Origin of the sequence: Aquisediminimonas profunda (assembly GCF_019443285.1) — a bacterium.
Lineage (GTDB): Bacteria > Pseudomonadota > Alphaproteobacteria > Sphingomonadales > Sphingomonadaceae > Aquisediminimonas > Aquisediminimonas profunda.
In genome coordinates this window covers 1-26267 of record NZ_CP080327.1, presented here as the reverse complement: position 1 = coordinate 26267, position 26267 = coordinate 1, and the positions used below count along the sequence as shown (strand labels likewise).

Annotated in this window: 28 protein-coding genes; 19 read left to right on the top strand and 9 right to left on the bottom strand. The window is 61.0% G+C overall.

All coding sequences use genetic code 11. The features are described 5' to 3' along the window. Window positions 1–4: 4 nt before the first annotated feature. From K0O24_RS00140 to K0O24_RS00115, 6 genes are all read left to right on the top strand, one after another. On the top strand, window positions 5–913 hold the full coding sequence (locus K0O24_RS00140) for a D-alanine--D-alanine ligase (protein ID WP_281421744.1): 909 nt from the start codon (window positions 5–7) through the stop codon (window positions 911–913). Further along, on the top strand, window positions 910–1839 hold the full coding sequence (locus K0O24_RS00135; protein ID WP_219893837.1) for a cell division protein FtsQ/DivIB: 930 nt from the start codon (window positions 910–912) through the stop codon (window positions 1837–1839). Before K0O24_RS00140 ends, K0O24_RS00135 begins: the two co-directional genes overlap by 4 nt. Then, complete coding sequence (gene ftsA, locus K0O24_RS00130) at window positions 1826–3088, top strand: cell division protein FtsA (RefSeq protein ID WP_219893836.1); 1263 nt, start codon at window positions 1826–1828, stop codon at window positions 3086–3088. Before K0O24_RS00135 ends, ftsA begins: the two co-directional genes overlap by 14 nt. A gap of 144 nt (window positions 3089–3232) precedes the next feature. Beyond that, entirely contained in the window at window positions 3233–4717 is a 1485-nt protein-coding gene (gene ftsZ, locus K0O24_RS00125; protein WP_219893835.1) for a cell division protein FtsZ, read from the top strand. Between the two features lie 114 nt (window positions 4718–4831). Then, entirely contained in the window at window positions 4832–6622 is a 1791-nt protein-coding gene (locus K0O24_RS00120; RefSeq protein ID WP_219893834.1) for a tetratricopeptide repeat protein, read from the top strand. After that, the gene (locus K0O24_RS00115) at window positions 6619–7785 is read left to right on the top strand and encodes a deoxyguanosinetriphosphate triphosphohydrolase (protein ID WP_219893833.1); all 1167 of its coding nucleotides are present in this window, start codon (window positions 6619–6621) and stop codon (window positions 7783–7785) included. The genes K0O24_RS00120 and K0O24_RS00115 overlap by 4 nt, the downstream gene beginning before the upstream one ends. On the opposite strand, the gene K0O24_RS00110 is transcribed toward K0O24_RS00115, so the two are convergent. The 6 genes from K0O24_RS00110 to panB form a co-directional block, all read right to left on the bottom strand. Then, entirely contained in the window at window positions 7740–8207 is a 468-nt protein-coding gene (locus K0O24_RS00110) for a hypothetical protein (RefSeq protein ID WP_219893832.1), read from the bottom strand. The genes K0O24_RS00115 and K0O24_RS00110 overlap by 46 nt on opposite strands. A gap of 81 nt (window positions 8208–8288) precedes the next feature. After that, window positions 8289–9044 (bottom strand): class I SAM-dependent methyltransferase, encoded by a 756-nt coding sequence (locus K0O24_RS00105; RefSeq protein WP_219893831.1) that lies wholly within the window; start codon window positions 9042–9044, stop codon window positions 8289–8291. Between the two features lie 65 nt (window positions 9045–9109). Next, window positions 9110–10486 (bottom strand): ribosome biogenesis GTPase Der, encoded by a 1377-nt coding sequence (der, locus tag K0O24_RS00100; RefSeq protein ID WP_219893830.1) that lies wholly within the window; start codon window positions 10484–10486, stop codon window positions 9110–9112. A gap of 16 nt (window positions 10487–10502) precedes the next feature. Next, window positions 10503–11849: an outer membrane protein assembly factor BamB family protein gene (locus K0O24_RS00095; protein ID WP_219893829.1), complete on the bottom strand. Its 1347-nt coding sequence runs from the start codon at window positions 11847–11849 to the stop codon at window positions 10503–10505. Then, window positions 11846–12547, bottom strand: a complete 702-nt coding sequence (locus tag K0O24_RS00090; RefSeq protein ID WP_219893828.1) for a tetratricopeptide repeat protein — start codon at window positions 12545–12547, stop codon at window positions 11846–11848. The genes K0O24_RS00095 and K0O24_RS00090 overlap by 4 nt, the downstream gene beginning before the upstream one ends. 63 nt (window positions 12548–12610) lie before the next feature. Continuing rightward, complete coding sequence (panB, locus tag K0O24_RS00085; RefSeq protein ID WP_219893827.1) at window positions 12611–13480, bottom strand: 3-methyl-2-oxobutanoate hydroxymethyltransferase; 870 nt, start codon at window positions 13478–13480, stop codon at window positions 12611–12613. A 166-nt stretch (window positions 13481–13646) separates the two neighbouring features. Here panB and K0O24_RS00080 point away from each other — a divergent pair, with 166 nt between their 5' ends. Genes K0O24_RS00080 through K0O24_RS00060 form a run of 5 tightly spaced genes read left to right on the top strand, consistent with a single transcriptional unit; the run spans window position 13647 to window position 18947 of the window. Beyond that, window positions 13647–14927, top strand: coding sequence for a thiamine pyrophosphate-dependent enzyme (locus tag K0O24_RS00080; RefSeq protein ID WP_219893826.1), 1281 nt, complete (start codon window positions 13647–13649; stop codon window positions 14925–14927). A 23-nt stretch (window positions 14928–14950) separates the two neighbouring features. Next, a complete protein-coding gene (locus K0O24_RS00075) occupies window positions 14951–15955 on the top strand; it encodes an alpha-ketoacid dehydrogenase subunit beta (protein WP_219895388.1) in 1005 nt (334 codons plus the stop codon). A gap of 3 nt (window positions 15956–15958) precedes the next feature. Continuing rightward, entirely contained in the window at window positions 15959–17254 is a 1296-nt protein-coding gene (locus K0O24_RS00070; RefSeq protein ID WP_219893825.1) for a dihydrolipoamide acetyltransferase family protein, read from the top strand. 34 nt (window positions 17255–17288) lie between these two features. Beyond that, window positions 17289–18536 carry a multidrug effflux MFS transporter gene (locus K0O24_RS00065; RefSeq protein ID WP_219893824.1) on the top strand — a complete coding sequence of 416 codons (1248 nt, stop codon included), beginning with the start codon at window positions 17289–17291 and terminating at the stop codon, window positions 18534–18536. A 3-nt stretch (window positions 18537–18539) separates the two neighbouring features. Then, entirely contained in the window at window positions 18540–18947 is a 408-nt protein-coding gene (locus K0O24_RS00060; RefSeq protein WP_219893823.1) for an EVE domain-containing protein, read from the top strand. Window positions 18948–19085: 138 nt separating this feature from the next. Here the strand turns inward: K0O24_RS00060 and K0O24_RS00055 are convergent, their stop codons facing one another. Continuing rightward, window positions 19086–19406, bottom strand: coding sequence for an ArsR/SmtB family transcription factor (locus K0O24_RS00055; RefSeq protein ID WP_219893822.1), 321 nt, complete (start codon window positions 19404–19406; stop codon window positions 19086–19088). Window positions 19407–19473: 67 nt separating this feature from the next. On the opposite strand from K0O24_RS00055, the gene K0O24_RS00050 reads away from it, so the two are divergent. The 7 genes from K0O24_RS00050 (at window position 19474) to K0O24_RS00020 (ending at window position 24047) form a co-directional block, all read left to right on the top strand. Then, window positions 19474–20310 (top strand): PhzF family phenazine biosynthesis protein, encoded by an 837-nt coding sequence (locus tag K0O24_RS00050; protein ID WP_219893821.1) that lies wholly within the window; start codon window positions 19474–19476, stop codon window positions 20308–20310. 89 nt (window positions 20311–20399) lie between these two features. Then, complete coding sequence (gene crcB / locus K0O24_RS00045; protein WP_219893820.1) at window positions 20400–20768, top strand: fluoride efflux transporter CrcB; 369 nt, start codon at window positions 20400–20402, stop codon at window positions 20766–20768. Then, on the top strand, window positions 20765–21889 hold the full coding sequence (locus K0O24_RS00040; RefSeq protein WP_219893819.1) for an RluA family pseudouridine synthase: 1125 nt from the start codon (window positions 20765–20767) through the stop codon (window positions 21887–21889). Before crcB ends, K0O24_RS00040 begins: the two co-directional genes overlap by 4 nt. 2 nt (window positions 21890–21891) lie before the next feature. Beyond that, window positions 21892–22500 (top strand): FMN-binding negative transcriptional regulator, encoded by a 609-nt coding sequence (locus K0O24_RS00035; protein ID WP_219893818.1) that lies wholly within the window; start codon window positions 21892–21894, stop codon window positions 22498–22500. Further along, window positions 22493–23146: an HAD-IA family hydrolase gene (locus tag K0O24_RS00030; protein ID WP_219893817.1), complete on the top strand. Its 654-nt coding sequence runs from the start codon at window positions 22493–22495 to the stop codon at window positions 23144–23146. The genes K0O24_RS00035 and K0O24_RS00030 overlap by 8 nt, the downstream gene beginning before the upstream one ends. Further along, the gene (locus tag K0O24_RS00025) at window positions 23143–23364 is read left to right on the top strand and encodes a hypothetical protein (protein ID WP_219893816.1); all 222 of its coding nucleotides are present in this window, start codon (window positions 23143–23145) and stop codon (window positions 23362–23364) included. Before K0O24_RS00030 ends, K0O24_RS00025 begins: the two co-directional genes overlap by 4 nt. Beyond that, a complete protein-coding gene (locus tag K0O24_RS00020; RefSeq protein WP_219893815.1) occupies window positions 23361–24047 on the top strand; it encodes an ATP12 family chaperone protein in 687 nt (228 codons plus the stop codon). Before K0O24_RS00025 ends, K0O24_RS00020 begins: the two co-directional genes overlap by 4 nt. On the opposite strand, the gene K0O24_RS00015 is transcribed toward K0O24_RS00020, so the two are convergent. Together K0O24_RS00015 and gmk are read right to left on the bottom strand one after the other, a co-directional pair. Next, on the bottom strand, window positions 24009–24584 hold the full coding sequence (locus K0O24_RS00015) for a hypothetical protein (protein ID WP_219893814.1): 576 nt from the start codon (window positions 24582–24584) through the stop codon (window positions 24009–24011). The genes K0O24_RS00020 and K0O24_RS00015 overlap by 39 nt on opposite strands. A 135-nt stretch (window positions 24585–24719) precedes the next feature. Further along, complete coding sequence (gene gmk, locus K0O24_RS00010; protein WP_219893813.1) at window positions 24720–25361, bottom strand: guanylate kinase; 642 nt, start codon at window positions 25359–25361, stop codon at window positions 24720–24722. A gap of 72 nt (window positions 25362–25433) precedes the next feature. Between gmk and K0O24_RS00005 the strand changes: the two genes are divergently transcribed. After that, on the top strand, window positions 25434–25997 hold the full coding sequence (locus tag K0O24_RS00005) for a DUF2585 domain-containing protein (protein WP_219893812.1): 564 nt from the start codon (window positions 25434–25436) through the stop codon (window positions 25995–25997). Window positions 25998–26267: the final 270 nt, after the last annotated feature.

Here is a 26267-nt window from a genome sequence, read left to right as displayed (position 1 = left end):
TGCAGTGCATGTCGCGGTATTGATGGGCGGTTGGTCCGCCGAGCGCGAAGTGTCGCTGACAAGCGGCGCGGGCGTCGCGGATGCGCTTGAACGCAAGGGCTATCGCGTGACGCGCATCGACATGGGCCGCGACGTGGCGGCGCGCCTTGCGGAAGCTGCGCCCGATGTCGTCTTCAACGCGCTCCACGGAACGCCCGGTGAAGATGGGTCGGTTCAGGGCATGATGGATCTGATGGGCCTCAAATATACCCATTCGGGAATGGTCACATCCGTGATCGCAATCGACAAGGTGCTGACCAAGCAGGCGCTCGTTCCCTATGGCATCCCGATGCCCGGCGGCCTGATCGTGAAGAGCGAAACACTCTATCAGCGCGATCCGCTTGAGCGGCCCTATGTCCTGAAGCCTGTCAACGAGGGCTCGTCCGTTGGCGTTGCGATCGTCACCAGCGAAGGCAATTACGGCAACCCGATCGGGCGCGACGTAAATGGCCCCTGGCAGGAATTTGACGAACTTCTTGCCGAACCTTTCATCCGGGGGCGTGAACTTACAGTCGCGGTCCTTGATGATCGTGCCTTGGGCGTTACGGAACTCCAGCCCAAGAGCGGCTTCTACGACTATGATGCCAAATATACCGACGGCCTGACGACCCATATCTGCCCGGCGCAGATTCCGGAAGACATCAGCGATGCGATGATGGGCTATGCCTTGAAGGCGCATCGTGTGCTGGGATGCAAGGGCGCGTCGCGCTCCGATTTCCGCTGGGATGATCAAAAGGGCGTGGAAGGCATCTTCCTGCTCGAAATCAACACGCAACCGGGCATGACGCCCTTGAGCCTCGTGCCGGAACAGGCAAAGCATGCAGGCATTTCCTATGATGACCTTGTGGACCGGATTGTGAGGGAAGCATTATGAGCCGCACAACAACCGTAAAGCGCGGCGGAAAGCGGCCTGTTGTGAAAGCACGGTCTCGCAAGCCTGCGCAGAAGGCAACATCGGCCTGGTCAAAGGCCCGCAAGGCCATGCCCTTCAAGCAGGATTCGATCGATCGTTTCGTGATCTGGTCCATGGCCGGCATGGTCGGAATTGCTGTCGTGGCTGGCGCAATGATGGCCGGTTTGCCGGGCTATGTCGGAACGGCAGTCGCAGGGTCGATCGGCAGGGCCGGTTTCGCTGTCAAGCGGGTCGAAGTCACCGGGATCGACCGGATGGAACGGCTTACCGTCTATGCCATTGCACTTGACCAGCATTCGATGGCCATGCCGCTTGTCGATCTCGACAAGGTTCGCAATCAATTGCTCGGCTTTGGCTGGATCGCGGATGCACGGGTCTCGCGCCGCCTGCCGGATACGCTGGTGGTCGACATTGTCGAGCGCAAGCCCGCTGCCATCTGGCAGCACAACCAGCAGCTCTCCCTGATCGACGCTCACGGTGTTGTTCTTGAACCCGTTTCGCTCGATGCCATGCCTGACCTGCCTTTGCTGATCGGGAGCGATGCCAATGAAAAGGCGACCGCGCTCTCGGAATTGATGGAGCGCGCCCCGGCCCTGAAGCCAATGCTGGCGGCTGCGACCTGGGTCGGCGGCCGACGCTGGGATTTGCGCTTCCAGTCCGGCGAAACATTGGCCTTGCCCGAAGGGGACGAACTCGCGGGCAAGTCGCTGGTGAAATTCGCCAGGATGGACGGCGTGCAAAGGCTTTTGGGCCGCGGATATGCGCGCTTTGACATGCGCGATCCGACCAAGTTCGTTGCGAAGATCGACAAATCGAAACCGGCAATCGACGCGCCAAAGGAATCGGTCGGCGAAACCAAGGGGGAGGAAACGGGTGGCACAGCCTAGAAGCGATCAGTTGATCACGGCGCTGGATATCGGCTCATGGAAGGTGTCTGCGCTCATTGCAGAGCGGCTCCCATCTGGTGACATTCAGGTCCTTGGCACGGGGCAGCGGGAAAGCCGCGGCGTGAAGCGCGGATATATTGCCGACATGGATGCGACGGAATCCGCAGTCCGCGATGCGGTGGAACAGGCCGAACGTATCGCTGGAACAAATATCGAGAATGTCTGGGTCGGTTTTTCAGCAGGGGGGCTGGTCAGCGACATTGCGTCAGTCGAGGTCGAACTCGGCGGCCACCGGATCGAGCAGGAGGATATTGACGAGCTTCTCGCCGCCGGACGCAATACGCTCGACCCCGATGGCCGCATGATCCTCCATGCCCAGCCCACGCTTTATACGCTCGACGGACTGCAAGGTGTCAAAAAGCCACTTGGGCTTCACGCTGATACACTGGGTGTCGATATCCACGTCGTGTGCGCCGATGGTTCGCCGGTCCGCAATCTCGACCTGTGCGTCAGGAAGGCCCACCTCGAAGTGAAGTCGATCATCGCGTCGCCGGTCGCAACAGGCATGGCGTGCCTTTCCGACGAAGAACGAGAGCTCGGCGTTGCGCTGGTCGAGCTTGGGGCGGGCGTGACCAATGTCTCGCTCTTTGCTGGCGGGATGCTTGTCGGCTTGACGTCCATCCCGTTTGGCGCAGCGGACATCACCGATGACATTGCCTCCGCGTTCGGGACGCGGCGCGATCAGGCCGAACGGATGAAGTGCTTTTACGGCTCGGCAACCGCAAGCCCGCGCGACAATCACGACATGATCGAAGTGGCGCCATTATCGGCTGAGGACGATGCGTCGGAGACGTCTCGCATCACGCGCGCACAGCTTATCGCCGTCATTCGTCAGCGGCTCGAGCATCTGGCAGGCGAGGTTTCAAAGGCGCTGAAGGAACTGGGCTTCTCTGGACCGGTCGGCAGGCAAGTCGTTTTGACGGGCGGCGGCGCCGAACTGAAGGGCATGGCAGACTATATGCAAGGCGCCCTCGGTCGGTCGGTCCGTATCGGTCGGCCACGCGGATTGTCGGGCTTGCCGGAGGCGCACAGCGGGTCGGGATTCACGACTTTGGCCGGGCTCATTCACTATGCCGCTTCGGATCCAATCGATTTGCGGGTGATCATGCCGGAACCTGCACGGGTCAGCCCGGTTTTGGGCACCGGGATCATTAAAAAGTTGATGACGGCGCTCCAAAGCGCCTACTAGATATTGTAAGGATTCTGTAATGAATGCACAAATTGCAGAAATTTTCCGAGTCGTTAACTTTTTTGGTGATTCGGCGAATCAGTTCAGGCAAAGAGTCAAGAGGGCAGGTGCTTCGCCCTTGGCATCAGATGGGGAGACAGCGAGATGAGCATTGAATTCATGGCACCCGAGGTGGACGAGTTGCGGCCGCGGATCAGCGTGATTGGCGTTGGCGGAGCGGGCGGAAACGCCATCGCCAACATGATCGCCGCTCAGGTCCAGGGGGTCGATTTCATCGTCGCCAACACTGATGCCCAGGCACTCAACACCAGCCCGGCAGAGCGCCGCCTCCAGCTTGGCCTCAAGATCACGCAAGGTCTTGGCGCTGGCTCGCGGCCCGAGATTGGCCGTGCTGCTGCCGAGGAAACAATCGAGACAGTCGAAAAGGCGCTCGACGGCGCGCACATGTGCTTCATCGCAGCCGGCATGGGCGGCGGTACGGGAACGGGAGCTGCTCCTGTCATTGCAAAGGCCGCGCGCGATCGTGGCATCCTGACTGTTGGTGTCGTCACCAAACCTTTCAGCTTTGAAGGATCGCGTCGCATGAAGGCCGCCGAAGCGGGCATCGCCGAACTGCAGAAGCATGTCGATACGCTGATTGTCATCCCCAACCAGAATTTGTTCCTGATTGCCAATCCCTCGACGACCTTCAAGGAAGCCTTCCAGATGGCCGATGAGGTTCTCCAGCAGGGCGTCCGCGGCATAACCGACCTGATGGTCATGCCGGGCCTGATCAACCTCGACTTTGCAGACGTTCGTTCGGTGATGGGCGAAATGGGCAAGGCCATGATGGGTACGGGCGAAGCCTCTGGCGACAATCGCGCGATCGATGCTGCTGAAAAGGCTATCGCCAATCCGCTGCTCGACGGCGTGTCGATGAAGGGCGCGAAGGGTGTCATCGTCTCGATCGTCGGTGGCGAGGACATGCGCCTGATGGAAGTCGACGAAGCGGCCAGCCACATCAAGGAGCTGGTCGATCCCGATGCAAACATCATCTGGGGTTCGGCCTTCAACAATGAACTGGAAGGCCGCATCCGCGTTTCTGTGGTTGCCACGGGCATCGAGGCTGACTCGGTTGTCGCGCCGGAGCCTGCCCGGGTCTTCTCCTTCCCGACCGCCCGCAAGAGCGAGGAAATCATTCGCACGCCAGAGCCAGTGATTGCGCCGGCGCCGATTGTCGAGACCGCCTCTGTCGATGCAGACATGCCCGACACAATGGAAGCCACTCCAGAGCCGGTGATTGAGGAAGAGGCGCCGCTCGTCCTGGAGGCTCCGCTCGCCGAAGAGGCCGGCTCGGTCCAACCCGATGAATTGATGCTCGAGCCTCAATCGATGCTTGATACCGAAGTGACGTCGAATCCGGTCCCGCCAATGTTTGACGACACCGTGGACAATCCGGAACCGCCGCGTCGTCGCTGGCTTGTTGGCGATGCAGAAGAAACGCCGCGTGCCGCTCCTGCTGCGGGGGGCACCTTGTTTGAACGCATGTCGAACATTGCGCGTGGCTCTGCAAAGGCAGACGTCGCGCCAACCGAGGCGTCAGACCCTCTCGATATTCCGCGGTTCCTCAATCGCCAGAATAATCAGTAATCAATCCCATCCGGGATGGTGCAGGCCGGTTTGTCCTCGGCTGCTACCATCCCGGCGTGATTCCCGGGATGTGCTCTTGCGCGGCAAGGGCCGAGTGGGTTTAGGTCTGTTTTCATGAGAATCTTGAATCAGGCCAACTGGGGTCGTGGGTTGGCGATGGGTCTGGCGTTGCTGGCGCAGGGTGCTTTGGCTCAACCCGCTTCAACCGCAACTTCTCAGACGACCCAGTCAGCCGATCCTTCCGACCGCCTTGCTGCAAACCTCGTAATATTGTCCCAGAACCCGAGAGACGTGACGGCTCTCACAGAGGCGGGGCTGAGTGCGATAGCGGTAGGCGACGGCGATGCAGCCCTGGCCTTTCTTGCCCGGGCGGAGGACATTTCTCCCGGCAGTGCCAAAATCAAGGCTGCCATTGGCTCTGCTCTCATTCTCAAGCAAAAGCCGACGGATGCCCTGCGCCTCTTCGGCGAGGCCGTGGCCCTCGGCATGCCGGAACAGGTCGTTGCTCGCGACCGGGGGCTTGCTTACGACCTTCGGGGAGAGCCGAAGCGGGCCCAGCACGACTATGCACTGGCGCTACGATCCGGACCAGATGACGATTTGACGATCCGCTATGCCTTGTCGCTCGGAATCTCCGGCGACGACCAGGGTGCAATGGAACTGCTCGATCCCCTGCTGCGCCAGAAGAATCGTTCAGCCTGGCGCGCGCGCGCCTTTGTCTTGGCAATGAACGGCGATGTGGCGGCTGCAGAGGATGTGGCCAGTTCGGTCATGCCGGGTGGGGCAGGCGCATCAATGGCCCCGTTTCTGAAGCGACTTGCGACGTTGAATGCGGCCGATCGGGCGCTTGCGGTCAATTATGGGATCATGCCGAGCGATGGATCGGCAATGGCCGTTGCAGCCGCTGGCGATCTTTATCATCCCTCGGGTTCCGGTGGCGCTTCGGACGGTTTGATTCCCGCGGGCGATCCGCTTGGTCCAAGACCGTCGGATGTCTCCGCTGCAAAGCCCGCCGCTTTGGCGTCTAAAGAGCCCCGGCGAATACCGGGGCGCGAGACTGTGACACTTGTCCCGGTTCGTGAGGAGAGCAAGCCATCTCCTCCCGCTCCGCGTGCCCCGGCCGGTTCGGTTGTGGCGACACGTGCTGCAGATCGTCCAACCGTGACAACACGGCCCAGCATGGGGCCGCCCGTTGTCGCCTCGGCTGAAAGGGCACCGCAGGCAGTTGTCCCCGTTGTCCCCAGTCCGGCGCCATCAAGCAGCGCGCCAATGACCTCCACGACACTCGCCAGCGCAGAAAAGGCGAACGAAACGCCAGCGCCACTCTTTGAGGTTTCGGACACGCCGGTGCGCGCGCCGGCTGTCAGCACATCTTCCGAAGTCACGACACAATCGGCCCGGCCCGCAAACCCCGCGGTGTCGCCTTCCAGAACCAGTGCAGGCCTGGGTGCGGTTCTTGCCGGGCTTGAAGTTGAACAGGAAAGCGTCGCCGGGCCGTTGCCAACTGCGGCGGAACTCAAGGCCGCTCGGATCGCTGCTCAGCGCGAGGCGGCGGCTGAAGCCAAGGCGGATGCCGAAGCAAAGGCCGCCAAGGAAGCGAAAGAGGCTGAAAGGCTCGCTGCGGCCAAGAATCCGGCGCGAATCTGGGTCCAGATTGCGACAGGCGCCAATGATGCCGGCCTGCCCGGGACCTGGAAGAAGATGAAGGAAAAATCTCCGGCAGTCTTCAAGGGTCAGAGCGCCTCTTCCGTTCCGTTCAAGGCGACCAATCGTTTGCTGATTGGCCCGTTCAAGAGCCAGGCCGAGGCCCGCGCGATGGTGAACGCGATGAACAAGGCCGGGCTGCAGGGGTCAACCTTCTCGAGCGACCCAGGTCAGGTTGTGACCAAAGTCTCCGGAAAATGAGGGCACGATCGCCGTGCGCAAGTGATCCCGCTGCCAGCAAAGGGCGGCAACATCTGGAAGCAGTTGGCGAAACACGTGGCCCCCGGACCGCCTTCCAGCGCGACCGCGACAGGATCATTCATTCCATTGCGTTCCGGCGATTGCGCCACAAGACGCAGGTCTTTGTTGCGCCCGATGGCGATCATTTCCGGGTGCGCCTCACGCACAGCCTTGAAGTGGCCCAGATCGGGCGGACAATTGCGCGCGCGCTCGGTCTTGATGAAGACCTGACGGAGGCCCTTTGCCTCGCGCATGACATCGGGCATCCGCCCTTCGGCCATGCCGGCGAGGATGCCCTGACAGAAGCGCTGGCCCATGCCGGAGGCTTCGATCACAATGGCCACACGCTTCGGGTGCTGACCTATCTTGAGGCGCCCTATCCTCGGTGGCGCGGGCTCAACCTCACATGGGAAACCCTTGAAGGCCTTGCCAAGCACAATGGACCTGTGACCCGGCCCGGGTGGGAAATGGCAATGGTGGATCAAGGCTATCCGCTGCAACTGTCCAGTCATGCGTCACTGGAGGCGCAGGTGGCTGCCGTCTCGGATGATATTGCCTATGACAATCACGACATCGACGATGGCTTGCGCGCCGGGCTGATCGACTTTGACGAGCTCCTGACTGTTCCGCTCGTAAGGGCTGGCTGGGAAGAGGTGCTGCGTCGTTACCCCGATGTTGAAACCGGACGGCTGCGTGCCGAACTCATCCGGCAGCAGATTGGCAAAATGGTCAACGACGTGATCGAAGAGACGCGCAGGAACATCAGGGAGTCAGGGGTGTCCACCGTTGCCGATGTGCGGGCGGCGGGGCGGACGCTTGCCAGTTTTTCAGGCGCACTCGCGTCGCAGGAACATGAGCTCAAATCCTTCATGTACGCTCGCCTGTATCATCATCCCCGCCAGCTTGAGGCAGCGGCCTTGGCACGGCAGATCATTTCCGGACTTTTTGCGGCCTATGATGCGGATCCCGGTGGCTTGCCGACCGAATGGCAGCAGGATCTGCCTGACAGTCCGGATGGGCGTGCCCGTCACATTGCCGACTTCATCGCGGGCATGACGGATCGCTATGCGATTGGATGTTATCGGCGGCTGGTCGGTGACATTGCGCTTCCCGAAGGCTTTTGAATCGCGTCTGTCGGCAGGCTTTCAATCTCATGATATTCGGCATCGCGAAAGAATTCGAACACCATCATGTTTTCGAATTTGGGATCCAGCGGCAGATCATAGTCGGCAGACCGAAAGCCGTGCTTTGCGAGGCCGATTGCAATGACGTCGATCTCCTGATCCAGCTTGACTCCAAAGCGGCGTCCCAGTCGCCACCGGATTTGGCCGTCAACCTCGCCAAAGGCACCGAGCGAAATGGTCACCCTTTCGTCCACTTCCGGCGGATGCACAGCCCGACATGCAAGGCCAAAGGCAGACAGGTTCATGATAACGATGCGCTGAGGCTTGCACGTCTCGGATGTCATCAGCCCGACCAGGAACCGCTTCTGCCTCCCGTCGCGCTTGCGCGGCAAACTGGGTCTTATCGGGGACTGTTCGCCCATCCTCGGACATCCGTTCCTTGCGCTTCGACTGCGACGAAAAGTCGCACATCGAAAAGAGAAACGGCCTGAAGAACCTCTGCTTTAGCGAGGCTTGCGAAAACGATAGATGAACTGGTCAGTCCGGCCGCGGATCGCAGGATCGAAGACGAGCAGAGTATGCGGATCGCTTGCATTTCTGAGCAGCGAAGACTCGCTCTCGAACTTGAAACCGGCCTTTTCCAGCTCTGAACGCACAACCGCCGGATCGATGCGGTGCAGTGTGTTGGCGTCCTTTGTGCCAGAGCCCGCGACAGCAGCATGGTCGATCACCACCAGCACCCCGCCCGGCTTCAGTGCCTTGAAAAGCGCGGCATCAACGGTGGCCGCCAGATTTTCCGGGAAGGCCGCAAGGTGCAGGTCGTGATAATTCTGTGCCGTGAAGATCAGGTCCACAGATTCCGGGAAGGCGAGCGCGGAAAGCGGCCCATTGAGCGGTGCAACATTGGGATATGCATCCGCAACGGTCTTTTGCTCTGTTCCATATTGTGCACGAAAGGCAATGAATTCCGCCGGCTGATATGCATAGACCTTGCCTTTGGGGCCGACAGTTCTGGCCAGCAGACGCGAGAAATAGCCTCCGCCCATGATGAAATCGATGACGGTGTCCCCAGGCTTCACCTGGGCGAATTCAAGGATGGCGCCGGGCTTTCGGGCTTCATCGCGCTTCACATCGTCAGCGGGTCGAGCCGGGTCGGAAATGGCGGCAGCGACGGCCTTCTTGGCGCGGGCCGCGCTACCAGCGTTGGCAGGACCGGAAATCAGAAGAGCGCAGATAGCGACTGTGTGCAAAAGCTTCATGTCATTGCCTCGATAGGGTGAATGGGCAGAGGGTATCGCCTGTTCCGCCGGGCGTCCAGCGCCCCTCAGCTCGACTGCTTTCCAAACGGGTTCTTCGGTGCGCGCAAGGTCAGGCGAACAGGCACAGCGCCAAAGCCAAGCTCGCGCCGAATGCCGTTCACAAGATAGCGGCGATAGCTCTCGGGCAATTCGTCCACGCGTGTGCCAAAGATCACGAAACTGGGCGGGCGTGTCTTGATCTGCGTCACATAGCGCAGCTTGATCCGCTTGCCGCCGGGCGCGGGCGGCGGGTTCTTCTCGATGGCTGTTTCGAACCACCGATTGAGCTGGCCGGTCGTCACGCGACGGCTCCACGCCTCGCGCGTTTCGAAAGCCACCTGGAGCAGCGTATCAATTCCCTTGCCGGTCGCAGCTGAAAGGGTCAGCAACGGTACGCCTTTGACCTGGGCAAAGCCCTCATCCAGTGCCGCGCGCACGCCCTGATAGAGCGGGGCGCCATTTTCCACCGTATCCCATTTGTTGAGCGCAATGATCATTGCGCGGCCTTCGGAAAAAATCTGGTCGGCAATGCGCAGGTCCTGCGCTTCGAGCCCTCGCGTCGCATCAAGCAGCAGCACGACAACTTCGGCAAAATCGATGGCATGGCGCGTGTCGGCCGCCGACAGGCGCTCGAGCTTGTCGTCTACCTTGGATTTCTTGCGCAGGCCCGCTGTATCGATCAACCGAACCTGCCGGTCCCGTCCTTCGCTGTCTCGCCAGCTCCAGTCGATCGAGATGGAGTCTCGCGTGATGCCGGCTTCGGGTCCGGTGATCATCCGGTCTTCGCCCAGCATCTTGTTGACCAGCGTCGATTTGCCAGCATTCGGGCGCCCGACAATGGCAAGTTTCAACGGAGCATCCGGGCTCTCGTCATCAAATTCTTCTTCGTCCGGCTGCTCGCGTTCCAGATGCGGCAGCAGCGCCGAAAACAGCTCGGAAAGACCTTCACCATGCTCGGCGCTGAACGCAATCGGATCGCCAAAGCCCAGCGCATAGGATTCCAGAATGCCATTCTCGCTCGCCCGTCCTTCGGCCTTGTTCGCAAGCAGAATGACCGGCGTCTTCGATCCCCTCAGCCATCGCCCGATTTCCTCGTCGAGCGGAACCACGCCCGCCCGCGCGTCAATCACGAAAAGTGAAACATCGGCACTGTTGACGGCAGCTTCGGTCTGGGCGCGCATGCGGCCCGGCAGGCTCTGCGGATCGTCTTCCTCGAAGCCAGCAGTGTCGATGATCCGGAAGTTGAGCCCGAGAAGTTCCGCATCGCCTTCCCGCCTGTCACGCGTGACACCAGGCCGGTCATCGACAAGCGCCAGCTTCTTTCCGACCAGCCGGTTGAAAAGTGTCGACTTCCCGACATTGGGTCGCCCGATGATGGCGACCACGGGGAGGGTGGCGGCCATCTTTGCCCCCTCTGCCTTAACGCCAGGCCGTCAGATGACCGTCATTGGTCAAGACATACAATGTGTTGTTGGCAACAATGGGCGGCAGAAAAACGGGTGCTCCGGCCTTGGTCTGGCTCTGGAGTGCGCCATTTGCCGGATTGATGTTGGCCAGCTGCCCTTCCGAACTTGCAACGATCAGGCGGTCGCCTGCCAGAATCGGACCAGTCCAGATGATCGGCCCGTTCTTCTTCTTTTCCTTGCGGTAGCGCGGCAACTGCGACACCCACCGGACCTTGCCCGTCGCCCGTGACAGGCAGAGCAGGCGCGCTTGATCATCAACGACGAAAACCCATTCGCCAGCCACCCAGGGCGTTGCAATTCCGGCAACGTTGATTTCCCACAAGCGCTGGCCGGTGACGAGTTCCATGCTGACCATGCGCCCGCCTTGCCCGATCGCGAAAATGCGGCCGCGATCGATGACGGGGCTTGCATCCACGTCTGAAAGGCTGGCTACGGACGTCGATATGCTGGTGCGCGAAAGCGCATCGGCCCACAGCGATCGCCCGTTTTCATAACGATAGGCATTGAGCTCGCCCGATGAAAAGCCGGCGACAACGCTACCCTGCGCGACCGCCGGTGCACCAACGCCGAAAACACCGGAAACTTCGAGCGATGCCGCTTCGCTCCAGACCTGATCGCCATTCGATTCCTTGAGCGCAAAGATCTGGTTGTCCTGGCTCATGACGTAAATCTGGCCATTTGAAATGGACGGGGCGCCGCGCAACGGCCCGCCAGGGCGCACCTTCCAGATCTGCTTGCCGTCAGCTGCATTGAACGCGGCAACATCGCCCAGACCCGACGTGGCGAAGAGCTTGCCATCGTCATAGCTGACGCCGCCGCCAAACAAGGACGCCTTGTCCTTGGAGAATTCCTTGGAATTTGCATCACCAATCTGGCTGACCCAGAGCGTCGCGCCGGAGTTCGCGTCAAACGCATGAAGCCTGGCGCGCACGTCAACGACAAAAATCTTTCCTTCTGCCACAATCGGCGAAGCCGCGAGCCGTGCAGATTTGGTGGTGCCGTCGATCTTTGCGGTCCACGCCACGCCAAGCGACGTTCCAAGGCCGACGTGGCCCATCATTTTCGGGCCATTGCCACCCGGCTGCGTCCATTCCGTATTGGTCTCCGCAGGCGGAAGGAGGATTGCGACATCAGTCAAAGCCGGATCGACTTCGGCGTTCGATTCCGACGTCAGGATGGCAACCCGCTGACCGATCGTCGGCGTCTTGGGCCGCTTGTTGCCGCCACCGCCAAACACGCCGCACCCGGCTAGCGCGAGCGCCATCGTGCCGAGTATCAAACCGGTGCGAAACGTCTTCATTTGGTGACTTCCTTGGTTGGGGGTTTGACCGCGTCGACCCCTAAACTCCCGGCCATCTGCACAGCACGTGAACGGATGGTTTCGGGCACATTCTCATCCTTGCCAATGTCGGCAAACAATTTTCCGGCCAGCTCAGGCTTGCCCATCTTGAGATAGGCAACTGCAACCATCTCGCCGGCGCTTCCGAACCACGGGTTTCCCTTTGCGGCGAGCGGTCCAAGCCGAGTGACGACAGTTTCCGGCTTGATCGAATCAAACTCGGCAGCAGTCTGGCGGATCAGGGCAAGGTCGCGCCATGGCTGGGGCACCTTTGTATCGCTTGCCACTTCTCCATAAATCCGGGCAGCCTCGGCGAAATCATTCTTGCCTAACGCCACACCGGCTTCAGCCATTTTCGCCGATGCGCGGTATCCGACATTTTTCGAGGTGGCGAGCGGAGCCAGTTTCTTCAGCGCGGCGTCCGGATTGGCGGCTTGCAAATCGTCAAGCGCCTGAGAGAGCTGTTCGCCTTCAACGCCTGAAGCCTTGACTTCACGCGCTTGCCAATAAAGCCAGCCGCCCCAGGATGCCAGGAGAAGAACGATGATCGCAATCCCAAGGCGGCCATAACGCTGCCACAGCGATTGCAGCTCATCCCGGCGCAGCTCTTCATCGACTTCGCGCAAAAAGGCTTCTTGGGTAGGAGGCGTGGACGCCAAGACTGGTCTCCGGAAACGAAATTTGGCCCTCCTTAGCGATGGCATCGCCCGAGGGGAAGCGCCCTATTTCGGCTGGTATGTCTGGTCCGGCGTCGGGAAGGATCGGGATCGCACATCGGCGGCATATTGCGATGCTGCATCCACAATTTCATTTGCCACTTCATGATAGCGTTTGACGAACCTGGGGACGCGGTCGAACATGCCCAGCATATCGTCTGTCACCAGAACCTGCCCGTCGCAATCTGCCGATGCGCCAATCCCGATGACCGGGATGTCCACTGCCCGGGTTACGGCGCCCGCTATGTTTTCGAGCACGCCTTCAAGAACCATTGAGAATGCGCCTGCGTCCGTAACAGCCTTGGCATCCGCCAGTATCTTTGCGTGCTCTTCCTGCGATTGGCCCCTGGCGCCATATCCGCCCAGCGCATTCACAGCCTGCGGTGTCAGCCCGATATGCGCCATGACCGGTATCCCGCGCTCTGTCAGGAAACGGATTGTCGGCGCCATGGCCTCACCGCCTTCAAGCTTCACGCCGGAACATCCGGTTTCGGAGAGAATGCGACTCGCCGAGTGAAAGGCCTGCGCCGGCGATGCCTCATAACTGCCAAAAGGCATGTCGACGATGACGACGCTGTGGAAGCTGCCCCGCACGACAGCAGCGCCATGGGCGCACATCATGTCCAGTGTCACGGCCAAGGTTGATGGCAAGCCATAGATGACCTGGCCAAGGGAGTCGCCGACCAGCAACATGTCGCAATGTGGGTCAAGAAGTTGCGCCATGCGCGCCGTATAGGCTGTCAACATGACCAGCGGCTCGTCTGTCCGCCCCTCGAACTTGCGGCCCTGGATCAACGGCACCGTCAGGCGCTTCATGGGCGTGGGTGTCGGGTTTGCGCGCGACGTCGAAGTGTCGAGTGTGAAGGTCGTGGACATGAATCCGGTCTGCCGCCTGCTGTGAAAAAGGGGTGTCCAGATATGGCACCTGACGCTCCAAGGCAATTCAGCCTTTTGCCTCCTCGGATGCGGGCTTTGCAATTGCTTTTCGCTCGCGGCAAGATTCAGGTGGATTATTGCTGCGCGTAATTTTATTGCGTGGTGAATGTCTCGCTCAAACTTGCCCCCGCTCCGGCTTCACGTCCCTGAACCGCCCGCGCGGCCGGGCGAAGAGGCTGATTTCTCTCATATCGATATCCTGCCTGCCGGCGTCACGCCGCGACCGGATAGCGCGGCAGACTCCGCGACGATGCGCGATCTGGCCTATGGTCTGGTCCGTGTGCTCGACGATGAGGGGAACGCAGTCGGGCCCTGGAATCCGCGACTCAGCCCGGACGTCTTGCGCCGGATGCTCCGGGCAATGGTGCTGACCCGTGCCTTTGATGATCGCATGTTCCGTGCGCAGCGGCAGGGCAAGACCAGTTTCTACATGAAAAGCCTTGGCGAAGAGGCCGTGTCGATTGGTGCAGCGTTTGCGCTGCAGAGGGATGACATGTGTTTCCCCTCCTATCGCCAGCAGGGCATCCTGATTGGTCGCGACTGGGATCTGGTCGATATGATGAACCAGATCTATTCCAACAGGGGTGATCGCCTGAAGGGTCGGCAGCTGCCGATCATGTATTCGGCGAAGGACGCGAGTTTCTTTTCCATTTCAGGAAACCTCACCACACAGGTCCCGCAGGCTGTCGGCTGGGCCATGGCAAGTGCGGCACGGGGCGACACGCGCATTGCGGCAAGCTGGTGTGGTGAAGGCTCGACGGCCGAGGGGGACTTTCACGCTGCGCTTACATTTGCGACCGTTTACCGCGCGCCTGTCGTCCTGAATGTCGTGAACAACCAATGGGCGATCAGTTCCTTTGCCGGGTTTGCAGGCGCGGAATCGACGACCTTTGCCGCGCGCGCCGTCGGCTATGGCATTGCGGGCCTCAGGATCGACGGAAATGACGCTCTTGCAGTCTATGCAGCGACGGCCTGGGCGGCAGAGCGGGCAAGGACCAACCATGGCCCGACCCTGATCGAGCATTTCACATATCGTGCCGAAGGCCATTCGACATCTGATGACCCGTCGGCCTATCGCTCCTCTGATGAACGCAGCAAATGGCCGCTGGGCGATCCGGTCGCGCGGCTGAAGGCCCATCTTATCGCCATCGGCGAATGGGATGAGGCACGTCACGCGGCGCAAGACCTTGAGTTGGCCGAACAGGTCAAGGCCGCAGCAAAGGAAGCCGAGAAGAACGGCATTCTCGGCCATGGCATGCACCAGCCTTTTGCCACGATGTTCGAGGATGTGTTCGAAGAGATGCCCTGGCATTTGAACGAGCAATCCGCCCAGATGATGAGCGAGCGGATGCGCAAGTGGCCCAAACCGGGCGAGGGGCCCCGCTGATGCCCGACGCACCCGCAACGAACATGAACATGATCGAGGCCATCAACGATGCCTTGTCAGTCGCAATGGAACGCGATGGCGATGTCACAGTGCTCGGCGAAGATGTCGGCTATTTCGGCGGCGTGTTTCGCGCAACGGCTGGCTTGCAGAAGAAATATGGCAAGACCCGCGTGTTCGACACGCCGATCACGGAATGCGGGATTGTCGGCGTCGCTGTCGGGATGGCGGCCTATGGTCTCAGGCCCGTGCCGGAAATCCAGTTTGCCGACTATATCTATCCTGCGCTCGATCAGCTGGTCAGCGAAGCGGCGCGACTGCGCTATCGGTCAGCAGGCGAATTCCCGATGCCCATCACGGTACGCTCGCCCTTTGGCGGCGGCATCTTCGGGGGGCAGACCCACAGCCAGAGCCCGGAGGCCATTTTCACGCATGTCTGCGGCCTGAAGACCGTCATTCCTTCGACGCCCTATGATGCCAAAGGGCTTTTGCTGGCGGCCATCGAGGACAATGATCCGGTCATCTTCTTTGAACCCAAGCGCATCTACAACGGCCCGTTTGACGGGCATTATGATCGCCCTGTCCAGCCCTGGGCCAAGCATCCGGCGAGCCTTGTGCCGAGCGGCCATTATACGATCCCGCTCGGCAAGGCGGCCCTTGTCCGTGAGGGGCAGGACCTGACCCTGCTTGCCTATGGCACAATGGTTCATGTGGCGCTCTCGGTTGTCGAGGAACTTGGCGTGGACGCCGATGTGGTTGACCTGCGGACGCTGATGCCGCTCGACATCGAAACGATTGAGGCTTCTGTCCGGAAGACCGGCCGCTGCCTCGTCATTCATGAAGCGACCCGCACTGGCGGCTTTGGCGCTGAACTCTCTGCACTCGTCCAGGAGCGGTGCTTTTACCACCTCGAAGCCCCTGTGGAACGCGTGACGGGGTTTGACACGCCCTATCCGCACAGCCTCGAATGGGCCTATTTCCCGGGGCCGATCCGGATCGGCATGGCGATTGAAAAAGTGATGAAGGACTGATCGATGGCGCGCTTTGAATTCCGCCTGCCCGACATTGGCGAAGGTATCGCAGAGGCAGAAATTGTCGCCTGGCACGTCAAGGTGGGCGATACCGTCGCCGAAGACCAGGGCGTCGCCGACATGATGACGGACAAGGCCACGGTTGAAATGGAAAGCCCTGTCGCCGGGACGGTCGTCGCTCTTGCCGGCAAGGAAGGCGACATGATTCCAATCGGATCCACCCTGCTGGTCATCGAAACCGAGGGGGAGATTGAGGAAGACGTCGCCCCTGCGAAGGCAGGGGCCTCTGAGGATGCTGATGCCGAGCCCGATGCCCAGGCAGGCCCCGGCCTGCGCCGGGGCGACGAGGATGCCGTTGAGCAACACATGCCTTCAACGCCTGTGCACTTCATTCCCGAACCGCATCCTGAAGCAGTCGAAATTCGCGTACCGCAGCCTGCTGCTGCGGCTTTGGCGTCGCCCGCAGTTCGGGCTCGTGCAAAGGAGCTTGGCATAGACCTGAGCCAGGTCCGGGCCCGCGAGGACGGTCGTATCCGGCATGCCGATCTCGATGCCTTCATTACCTATTCTGCCGGGCAGGGTTATCGCCCGGCGGGTGTCACGCGCGCGGATGAAGACATCAAGGTCATCGGCATGCGCCGCCGCATCGCCGAAAACATGGCCGCATCAAAGCGCCACATCCCGCACTTCACCTATGTCGAGGAAATCGACGTGACGCAGCTGGAGGATATGCGCGCCGATCTGAATGCCAACCGCGGCGCGAGACCGAAGCTGACATTGCTTCCCTTGCTGATTGTCGCGATTTGCAAGGCGCTCCCGGAGTTTCCGATGATCAATGCTCGCTTCGATGATGAAGCCGGTGTGGTGACGCGGCACGGCGCCGTGCATCTTGGCATGGCCACACAGACGGACGCGGGCCTTATGGTCCCGGTCATCCGCAACGCTCAGTCGATGAATGTCTGGCAGCTTGCCTCCGAAATTGCCCGGCTTGCAGAGGCCGCGCGCTCGGGCAAGGCGAAAAGCGAAGAGTTGTCGGGCTCTACCTTGACCGTTACGTCACTCGGGCCACTGGGCGGCATTGCGACGACACCCGTCATCAACCGGCCGGAAGTCGCCATCATTGGACCCAATCGCGTCATTGAAAGGCCGGTCATCCGCAATGGCGAGATTGTTGCGGCAAAGCTGATGAACCTGTCGATCAGTTGCGACCACCGTGTTGTCGATGGCTGGGACGCTGCGAGCTATGTCCAGGCCGTGCGCAAACTGCTTGAAACGCCTGTTCTCCTTTTCGCGGATTGATCTTACCGCGCAATCTTGCGCATAGGCTCGTTCCATGTCCTCCGTTAATTCTGCTTCGCCCGTCGGCCCCGGCCGCATCGAGTTCGTGCTGCTCGTTTCAGTCGTGATGATGATCGTCGCCTTCGCGATCGATTCCATGCTTCCGGCCTTGCCGGCAATCGGCAGTTCGCTTGGTGTTGCCGACGAATCCCGCTGGCCACTGGTGATCTCTGCATTTCTGGCCGGATTCGGCGTTTCCCAGCTTTTCGTCGGCATGCTGTCCGATCGCTATGGCCGCAGAAGCCCGATTCTCTGGGCGATCTTCTTTTTTGGCGTGACCAGCCTGGCTGCATCGCTTGCGCCAACGTTTGAGCATCTCCTTGTTGCACGATTTGTTCAGGGCATCGGCTGTGCAGGCGCGCGTGTCATCGTGACGTCCATCGTCCGCGACAGATATGAGGGACGCGAAATGGCGCAGGTCATGAGTCTCGCCAGCATGGTGTTCATGGCCGCCCCGATCCTCGCGCCGACAATGGGCCAAATCGTCCTGGCCTTCGCGACATGGAGGTGGATTTTTGCGGTTCTGGCGATGATCGGCGTGGCGGTCTGGATTTGGGTCATGGTGCGCATGCCGGAAACGCTCGCACCCGAAAACAGGACGGCAATCTCGGTCGCGTCGGCCATCGGAAGCGCCCGGATCGTCGTCACGGATCGGATGTCCCTGGGCTATGGCCTGGCGATTGCCGTCATTTCCTGTGGCCTGTTCGGCTTCCTGATGTCGGTTCAGCCCATTTTCCAGCATGTCTTCGAGCGCCCCGATCTTCTGCCGGTGGGATTTGCGGTCATGGCCAGCGGAATGGCAGGTGCATCGCTGGTGAATGCCGCAATCGTCAGGCGTTTCGGGATGCGCAAGATTGGCCATGCCGCGCTCTTCTTCTTTACAACAGTCGCCGGGCTCCATGCGCTGGTCGCCCTGTCAGGCCATGAGACGCTGACCAGCTTCATCGTGCTCCAGACGGCCATGATGATGGGATTTTCCCTCATCGCAGGGAATTTTGGCGCCATGGCGATGGAAAACATGGGGCATGTCGCCGGAATGGCAAGCTCGCTCCAGGGTTCGGTATCGAGCATTGCGGCCTCCGTCATTGGCGCCATCATTGGCGGGTCGTTCGATGGAACGACCGTTCCGCTCTATCTCGGCTATTGCGCATGCGGGACCGTTGCATTGATCATTGTCTTTGTGACAGAGCGCGGAAAATTCTTCGTTGCGCATCATGCGCCACCAACAAGAACAGGAGACTGAATCATGGCCCATTGGCTGCTCAAGTCCGAGCCGCACAAATATAGTTGGGACATGATGGTCAGCGACGGCCGCACGCATTGGGATGGGGTCCGCAACCATCAGGCTGCGATCAACCTGAAGGCCATGAAGGTCGGCGACACGGCCTTTTTCTATCACAGCAATGAAGGCAAGGAGATTGTCGGGATCGTGAAGATCGTAAAGACGGCTTATCCCGATCCGGGCGATCCGGCGGGGCGGTTTGTCATGGTCGATGTCGCGCCCGTCAGACCCGTGAAATCCTTCGTGACATTGGCTCAGATGAAAGCCGATCCGCGGTTGGCGGATCTTGCGCTTATCCGGCAGTCACGGCTTTCCGTCGTGCCGGTCAGTGATGAGCATTGGGACATTATCCTGAAACTGGCCGGGGAATAACGCCGTGGGGAGCTTGTCCTGTTTAAGTAAAACCGTCGCCCCTGCGCAGGCAGGGGCCTGTTTGAAGCTTAGGCGCCCGACTCAACCAAAGGCCCCTGCCTGCGCAGGGGCGACGGTTCTGGCACAGCGGGACAAACTCTAGACTTGGTGGGCCACCGCCGCCTTGAAGGTGGCGATAGCCGCTTCGTCGCGCCTGTAGAATGTCCATTTCTTGATCCGCTTCGGGATCAGGAACCCTGCATCGACCAGCAACTTCAGATGCTGCGCCGTTGTCGGCTGGGCGAGGCCGATCTTTTCGCCGATCAGCAGCGCACACACGCCGTCCGTCACCAGGTCGCCGTCAATTTGCGGGCGGAAATGCGCGGTTGGGTCCTTGAGCCAGTCCAGGATCATCAGGCGCTGGGCATTGGCGATGGCCTTGAGTTGCTTGTCCAGATTCGGCTTTGGCATGATTTTCATATCGTATTATTGCAATATTACGATGATGGATATATCAACGGCTCCAGTTCCTCAAGGAGATTCGCAAATGCCTGTCCAGCGTCGCTTCGCGCAAGTCGATGTGTTCACCAGCAAGCCGCTTTTTGGCAATCCGGTGGCCGTGATCCTCGATGCCGAGGGATTGACCAGCGAACAGATGCAACAGGTGGCGCTCTGGACCAACCTCTCCGAAACGACCTTTGTCCTGCCGGCCACCGAACCGGGCGCCGACTATCACACCCGGATTTTCACCCCGACCGAAGAACTGCCTTTTGCGGGTCACCCGACCCTTGGCACGGCGCATGCCGTGATCGAGGCAGGCATAGCCGCGCCGAGGGACGGGAAGCTGGTCATGCAATGCGGTGCAGGATTGGTGGATGTTTCGGTGGATGGCGCAGGCCTTTCGTTTCGGCTGCCGCGCTTCGTGCCGCGTGCGGCAAGCAATGCCGAAGACCTGGCCGGCATCCTCGGGGCCGAACGGCTGATCGGTGACGCTGAAGTCATCGATACCGGGCCGCACTGGCTGGTCGCGCGCGTTGACGATGTTGCCATGCTGTCGCCTGATGCTGTGCGCCTCAAGGGCCATTTGGCGCGCGATGCGTCGAACGGGGTTACGGCTTATTCGGAAACGGCACCGGGCGAACTCGCTGTCCGATCCTTCTTCTTCACGGACGGACTTGTGGAAGACCCGGTCTGCGGGAGTGGCAATGCAGCCGTGGCAGCGCACCGCATCCGGGCTGGCACGGCTGGAGACAGTGACGCCTGGTTTGCCCGGCAGGGCCGCCAGATCGGCCGCGACGGCGAAATCCGCGTGCGGGTCGAACAGGGCGTCGTCCATGTGGGCGGAAGCTGCGTGACTGTGGTGCAGGGTCAGATTCTGATCTAGCTCTGGAAGAATTGCGCGTCGCACCTGCGCAGGGGCGACGCGTGTGTCGTCCCCTTCCCCCCTCCCTCCAACACCGCTAAGGGGGGCCAATGAATCCCTTGATCCCTGTGATGATCGGCGGCGCGCTCGGCGCGGGCGCGCGGCACCTTGTCGGCGCGACGATGCTTGCGCGTTTCGGGCCCGGCTTTCCGTGGTGGACACTTACAGTCAACATCGTCGGCGGCTTCCTGATGGGACTTCTGGTTGGCATCCTCGTCAAGACGGGTGCGAGCGAACAGCTCCGCCTGCTCCTGGGCGTCGGTGTTCTGGGTGGCTTCACCACCTTCAGTGCGTTCAGCCTCGAAACCTGGATGATGATCGAACGCGGCCAGATGGCTGTGGCGACCGGCTATGCGGGCGCTTCCCTGATCGGCTCAGTGCTTGCTCTCGGCCTCGGCCTTTGGCTGACCCGGCTATGAGCGACGCCATTCGCACATTTACCGTCGCCCCTGATGACGACGGCATCAGGCTCGATCGCTGGTTCAAGCGGCACTTGCCCGATGCCAGTTTCAACATTGTGTCGCGCTGGGCGCGCACCGGGCAGCTTCGTGTCGATGGCAAGCGCGCCACCCCGGGAGACAGGATTGAGGCCGGCCAGCAGATCCGCGTGCCTCCGGCCGAAGTCCTGGCCAAGGTCACGGAGACGCGTCCGCCGCGGCCGAAGCGCGAACGGCCGAGCCTGGGCGAGGATGAAACGGCTTTCGCCCAGTCGCTCGTGATCCACAAGGACGCGGCGGCGCTGGTGCTCAACAAGCCGCCGGGCCTTGCGACACAGGGCGGCACCAAGACGGACGAGCATGTCGACCGCCTGCTCGATGCGCTCTGGTATGATGAGGATGGGCGCCCCAAGCTCGTCCACCGGCTCGACAAGGATACATCCGGGGCCTTGCTTGTCGGGCGGACGGCGCGGGCTGCCGGGCACTTCGCCAAGGCCTTTTCGAGCCGCACGGCCCGCAAGGTCTATTGGGCGATTGTCGTCGGCGTGCCGAGCATCGAGGATGGCATGATCGAACTCCCGATCGCCAAGCAACCCGGTACTGGCGGCGAAAAGATGCACGTCGATGAAAAGGAGGGCTCGCCCGCGCGCACCCGCTATCGCGTCATCGACCGCGCCGGGAACAGCGCCGCCTGGGTCGAGCTTCAGCCCTTTACCGGGCGCACACACCAGCTCCGCGTCCACATGGCTGCGATCGGCCACCCGATTGTGGGAGACGGCAAATATGGCGGGCGGGATGCCTTCCTGACCGGAACGATCAGCCGCAAGATGCATCTTCATGCCCGTCGCATCCGCGTCGATCATCCCGATGGCGGACAGATCGACGTCCGTGCGGACCTGCCGCCGCATTTCGCCGAAACGCTTGTCGCACTCGGTTTTACCGAGGCCGATGGCGATGCGCTGGTGCTCGACGAAGTGAAATTCAAGGATACCGACGAAGGCAAGCGCCGCCTCGTCGCAAACAAGGCCAAGGCTGCCCGCAAGGAGCGCAAGGGCGAACGCCGGGGCAGGGGAGCACCGCCCCCGCCGCGCGGAAAGCGCTGATCGTGCATCCCAATTCGGCCTTTCGCTGGGAAGATCGCGCCGCGTTGCGCAGCTTTGCCGAGGCGGTCGGGTTTGGAATGCTCTTTGCCGCAACGCCCGATGGTCCGCGGGTTGCGCACATACCCTTTGTCTTTCTCGATGCGGACCGGGTCGGGTTTCATGTCGCCCGTGGCAACGGGATCACGAAGCATCTCGACGGTCGGGATGCCTTGCTCGTCGTCAACGGGCCGGATGGCTATGTCAGTCCCGACTGGTACGAACTTGACAACAATCAGGTGCCGACCTGGAATTACCTCGCCGTCGAACTCGAGGGGCCCGTGGCGCGCATGGAAACCGCGGGGCTGGTCGACCAGATCGACAGGCTGACCGCCATGCACGAAACGCGGCTCTCGCCAAAGCCGGTCTGGACGCGGGGCAAGATGGAGGACGGCCGTTTCGAGAAAATGCTCGATGCCATACATGGCTTCGAATTGCGCATCAGCGGCTGGCGGGGCACCGCTAAGCTTAGCCAGAACAAGACCGAAGCGGCGCGTTTGAATGCCGCCCGCGCTGCAGAGTCGTCAGGAAACCGCGCGCTCGCACACCTGATGCGTGAATTGCCCAATGGCTAACCGGCTCGCTCTATTCGACTGTGACGGAACACTGGTTGACAGCCAGCACACGATTTTCCGGTGTGTCGAGATTGCCTTTGCCCGCGCCGGGCTCCCGTCGCCGGGCCGTGTCGCTGCACGGCGGGTCGTAGGGCTGAGCCTGCTTCCCGCGATGCGGATGCTGGCGCCGGGTGTTCACGCCGATCTGCACGTCCAGCTGACCGAGGATTACAAGGCGGCATTCCAGAAGATGCGCGGCGATGGTCTGGTCGATGAGCCCCTGTTCGACGGCATTGTCGACGCGCTTGATGCGCTCGAGGCCGACGGTTGGATCCTTGGCGTGGCGACCGGCAAATCCGACCGGGGGCTTGATCTGTGCCTGCGCCACCATGGTTTGCGCGAACGGTTCGTCACGCTGCAGACCGCTGACCGGCACCCGTCGAAGCCGCATCCGTCCATGGCGCATCAGGCAATGGCCGAAGCAGGCGCAAGCCCTGAAACAACGGTCATGATTGGCGATACGAGCTTCGACATGGTCATGGGCGTGGCCGCCGGCGCACGCGCAATCGGTGTCGATTGGGGCTATCATCCAGGCGAGGAATTGCTGGCGGCTGGCGCGAGCCAGATCGTGTCGCACGCGCGCGAACTCAGGGAGGCCATGTTATGAACAGTCCCGAGGACCTGGCGCGGCAGCGGTTCATGATTCTCAATCTCGTCCGCTTCGGCGCGATTGCGTTCGTCTTTGCAGGGGCAGCGAATGTCGGGGGCAAATTGCTGCCCGATCTCTCCCCTGCATTGGGTTATGTCCTCCTGATTGTCGGCGTGCTCGATTTCTTCCTCGCGCCGGTCCTTCTCAAACGCAACTGGCGCAATCCCGACGCATGAAGCGCTTCTACAAGCAGGTTTCTGTCACGCCCGATCTGGGAATTACGCTCGACGGCAGGCCAGTGCGCACGCCCGGGCGGCTGCCTCTTGTCCTGCCGAACGCGACACTGGCCGAAGCGGTGGCCGATGAATGGCGGGAGCAGGGCGAGGAGATTCTGCCGCATGCGATGCGGTTGACCGGTCTTGCCAATGCAGCAATCGAGCGGATTGCGCCCGATCTGGAAAGTTTTGCGGCCGGGCTTGCGGCATACGCCGAATCCGAACTGCTCTGCTATCGCGCTGACGCTCCGGAGCCCTTGGTCGCGCGGCAGGCCGCCGTCTGGGATCCAATCCTTGCCTGGGCGCGAGCGCGCTATGATGTCGGCTTCGTGCTGGTCGAAGGGATCATGCACCAGCCCCAGCCGCCAGCCATGCTTGCGCGCCTGTCTGAAGCTCTGGCCGCGCGGACGGCCTTTGAACTCGCCGCGCTCTCAACGATTGTGACCATTTCCGGCTCGCTGGTCATTGCCCTTGCAGTGCTGGAAGGTGTGCTGGAGCCCGAGGCTGCGTTCGATGCAGGCCATCTCGACGAACTTTGGCAGGCCGAACAATGGGGCGAGGATGATTTCGCCCTCGACCAACGTGCAGCCCACCGCACCGATTTTCTAGCTGCCTGCACTTTCCTGAGGCTGTTGCACGGCTGAAGGCAGGAACCATCTGGCAATTACGACGCCCGCCACGCTCAGCATCGTCGTGTTGGCCACGAAACCATAGATATTATAGGCCCAGTCCTGATGCAGCCAGATCGGATTGCCCAGGGTCAGCAATGCGGTCGTCGCCAGTGAGAACAGCACAACCAGTTGCGCCCGCGACGCAAAGTCCGTGACGCGTGACGCGATGCCGGAGAACGCACCGGCAATGATCAGGCAGACAATGAGCTCATGGATGAATCCGTTGAGGAGCGCGCTTGGGTCCGCCACAGGGAATCCGTTGCTGTTGTAGTGCACCATCGCGACCGGACCCTTTCCGTAGAGTGTCGTGCCGGACTGGGTGGATGGGTCGGGCACCATATAGGTGCCGGTCTTTGGAAGATTTGCCGCCAGGGCCGTCTGCACCGCCGCCGTCTGGGCTTCATCGGCGGTGGTATAGGCAATCATGCCGAGTGGCGTGGCAAAGAAAACAAAGCCGGTGATGAACATCGCAACGGCTGCAGCGAAGGATCCGAGTGCCAGTTTGAACATTTGGTGTTTCCTTTTCCCGATCGTCACCCCGGCACAGGCAAGGGCCTGTCGGACGCTTTAGTGTCAGACTCACCCAAAGGCCCCTGCCTCTCGCAGGGGCGACGGCATGTGAACCTAGGCTTGGGAACCCTGCCGTCAACCCTGCTTGGACAGGCTCCGGACAAAACCGATCAGGCTGGTCTGCCGACTGCGCTTCAGCCGTTCTGCCTGGAGAATGGTTTTCACCGATTCAAAGCAGGCATCGACATCGTCATTGACGAGGACATATTCATATCCGTCCCAATGGCTTATCTCGGCCGCCGCACGGTCCATGCGTGCGCTGATGACCTCATCCGAGTCCGTGCCACGCTCGCGCAGGCGACGCTCAAGTTCCGTCAGTGACGGGGGAAAGATGAAGACGCGGACAACATCGCCGCCCGCCTGCTGAAACAATTGCTGCGCACCCTGCCAATCGATATCGAACAGCACGTCCCGGCCTTCGGACAGCGCCTTTTCAACCGGCTCGTGCGGCGTGCCATAACGGTGGCCGAACACATGCGCCCATTCGAGGAATTCACCTGCCGCAACCATTTCGCGAAACCGTTCCAGATCGACAAAATGATAATCGACGCCATCGACTTCGCCTGGGCGGATCGGCCGCGTCGTGGCGGACACCGACATTGCGAGATTGTCGTCCGAGGCCAGCAGCTTGCGCGCAATGGTTGACTTGCCCGCGCCCGATGGCGACGAAAGGATGAAGAGCACGCCGCGGCGTTTGAAGGGAGTCGATCCGGCCATGGCCGCTCTTGGCGTGCGATCTTGCGGGCGTCAATTGTTTCGGGGCAGACATTCGGCATCGGGGAAATCATCATGCACAAAATCGAGCGCCGTTACTGGATCGGCACGCTGGCCATTTTTGCCGTTGCGACGACGATCCTTGTCGCAATGCAGCGGCCACCCATTTGCACCTGCGGCTATGTCAAGCTGTGGGAAGGCGTGGTGAACGGGCCGGGAAACAGCCAGCACCTGTCAGACTGGTACAGCTTCAGCCATGTCATTCACGGCTTTCTCTTTTACGCCGGAGGAGCACTGTTCCTCAAAAGACTGCCGATGGGCGCGCGGCTCATGATCGCTTCGGTGCTCGAGCTGGCTTGGGAAGTTGCCGAAAACTCTCCTGCAATCATCGACCGCTATCGCGCTGCAACGATGGCCGTCGGTTATTCCGGTGACTCGATCCTCAATTCACTGAGCGATGGCGGCATGATGGTTCTGGGCTTTCTCGTTGCCAGCCGCCTGCCCTGGAAAGTAACGGCAGCGCTGGCCATCGCCTTTGAACTCTTCACGCTCACCATGATCCGCGACAATCTGACGCTCAACATCCTGATGCTGGTCTACCCGAGCGATGCGATCAAGGTCTGGCAGGCAGGGATTTAGCGCGTCGCCCCTGCGCAGGCAGGGGCCCTTGCGTGAGTCTGGCACGACCCGTCGCCCCTGCGCAGGCAGGGGCCTGTCTGACGTCTGGGTGCCACAATTACCAACAGGCCCCTGCCTCTCGCAGGGGCGACGTGTGGGGATAGTATTCGCCTTATGTTCCTATTTACTTGACAAATAGGAGATATCATGAAAATGCCAACCCCGTCACTCGATCGGCGTTTCTAGGTCGCACGGGTCGAGGGGCGGGACTTCAGGTCGGCGCGAAAGCGG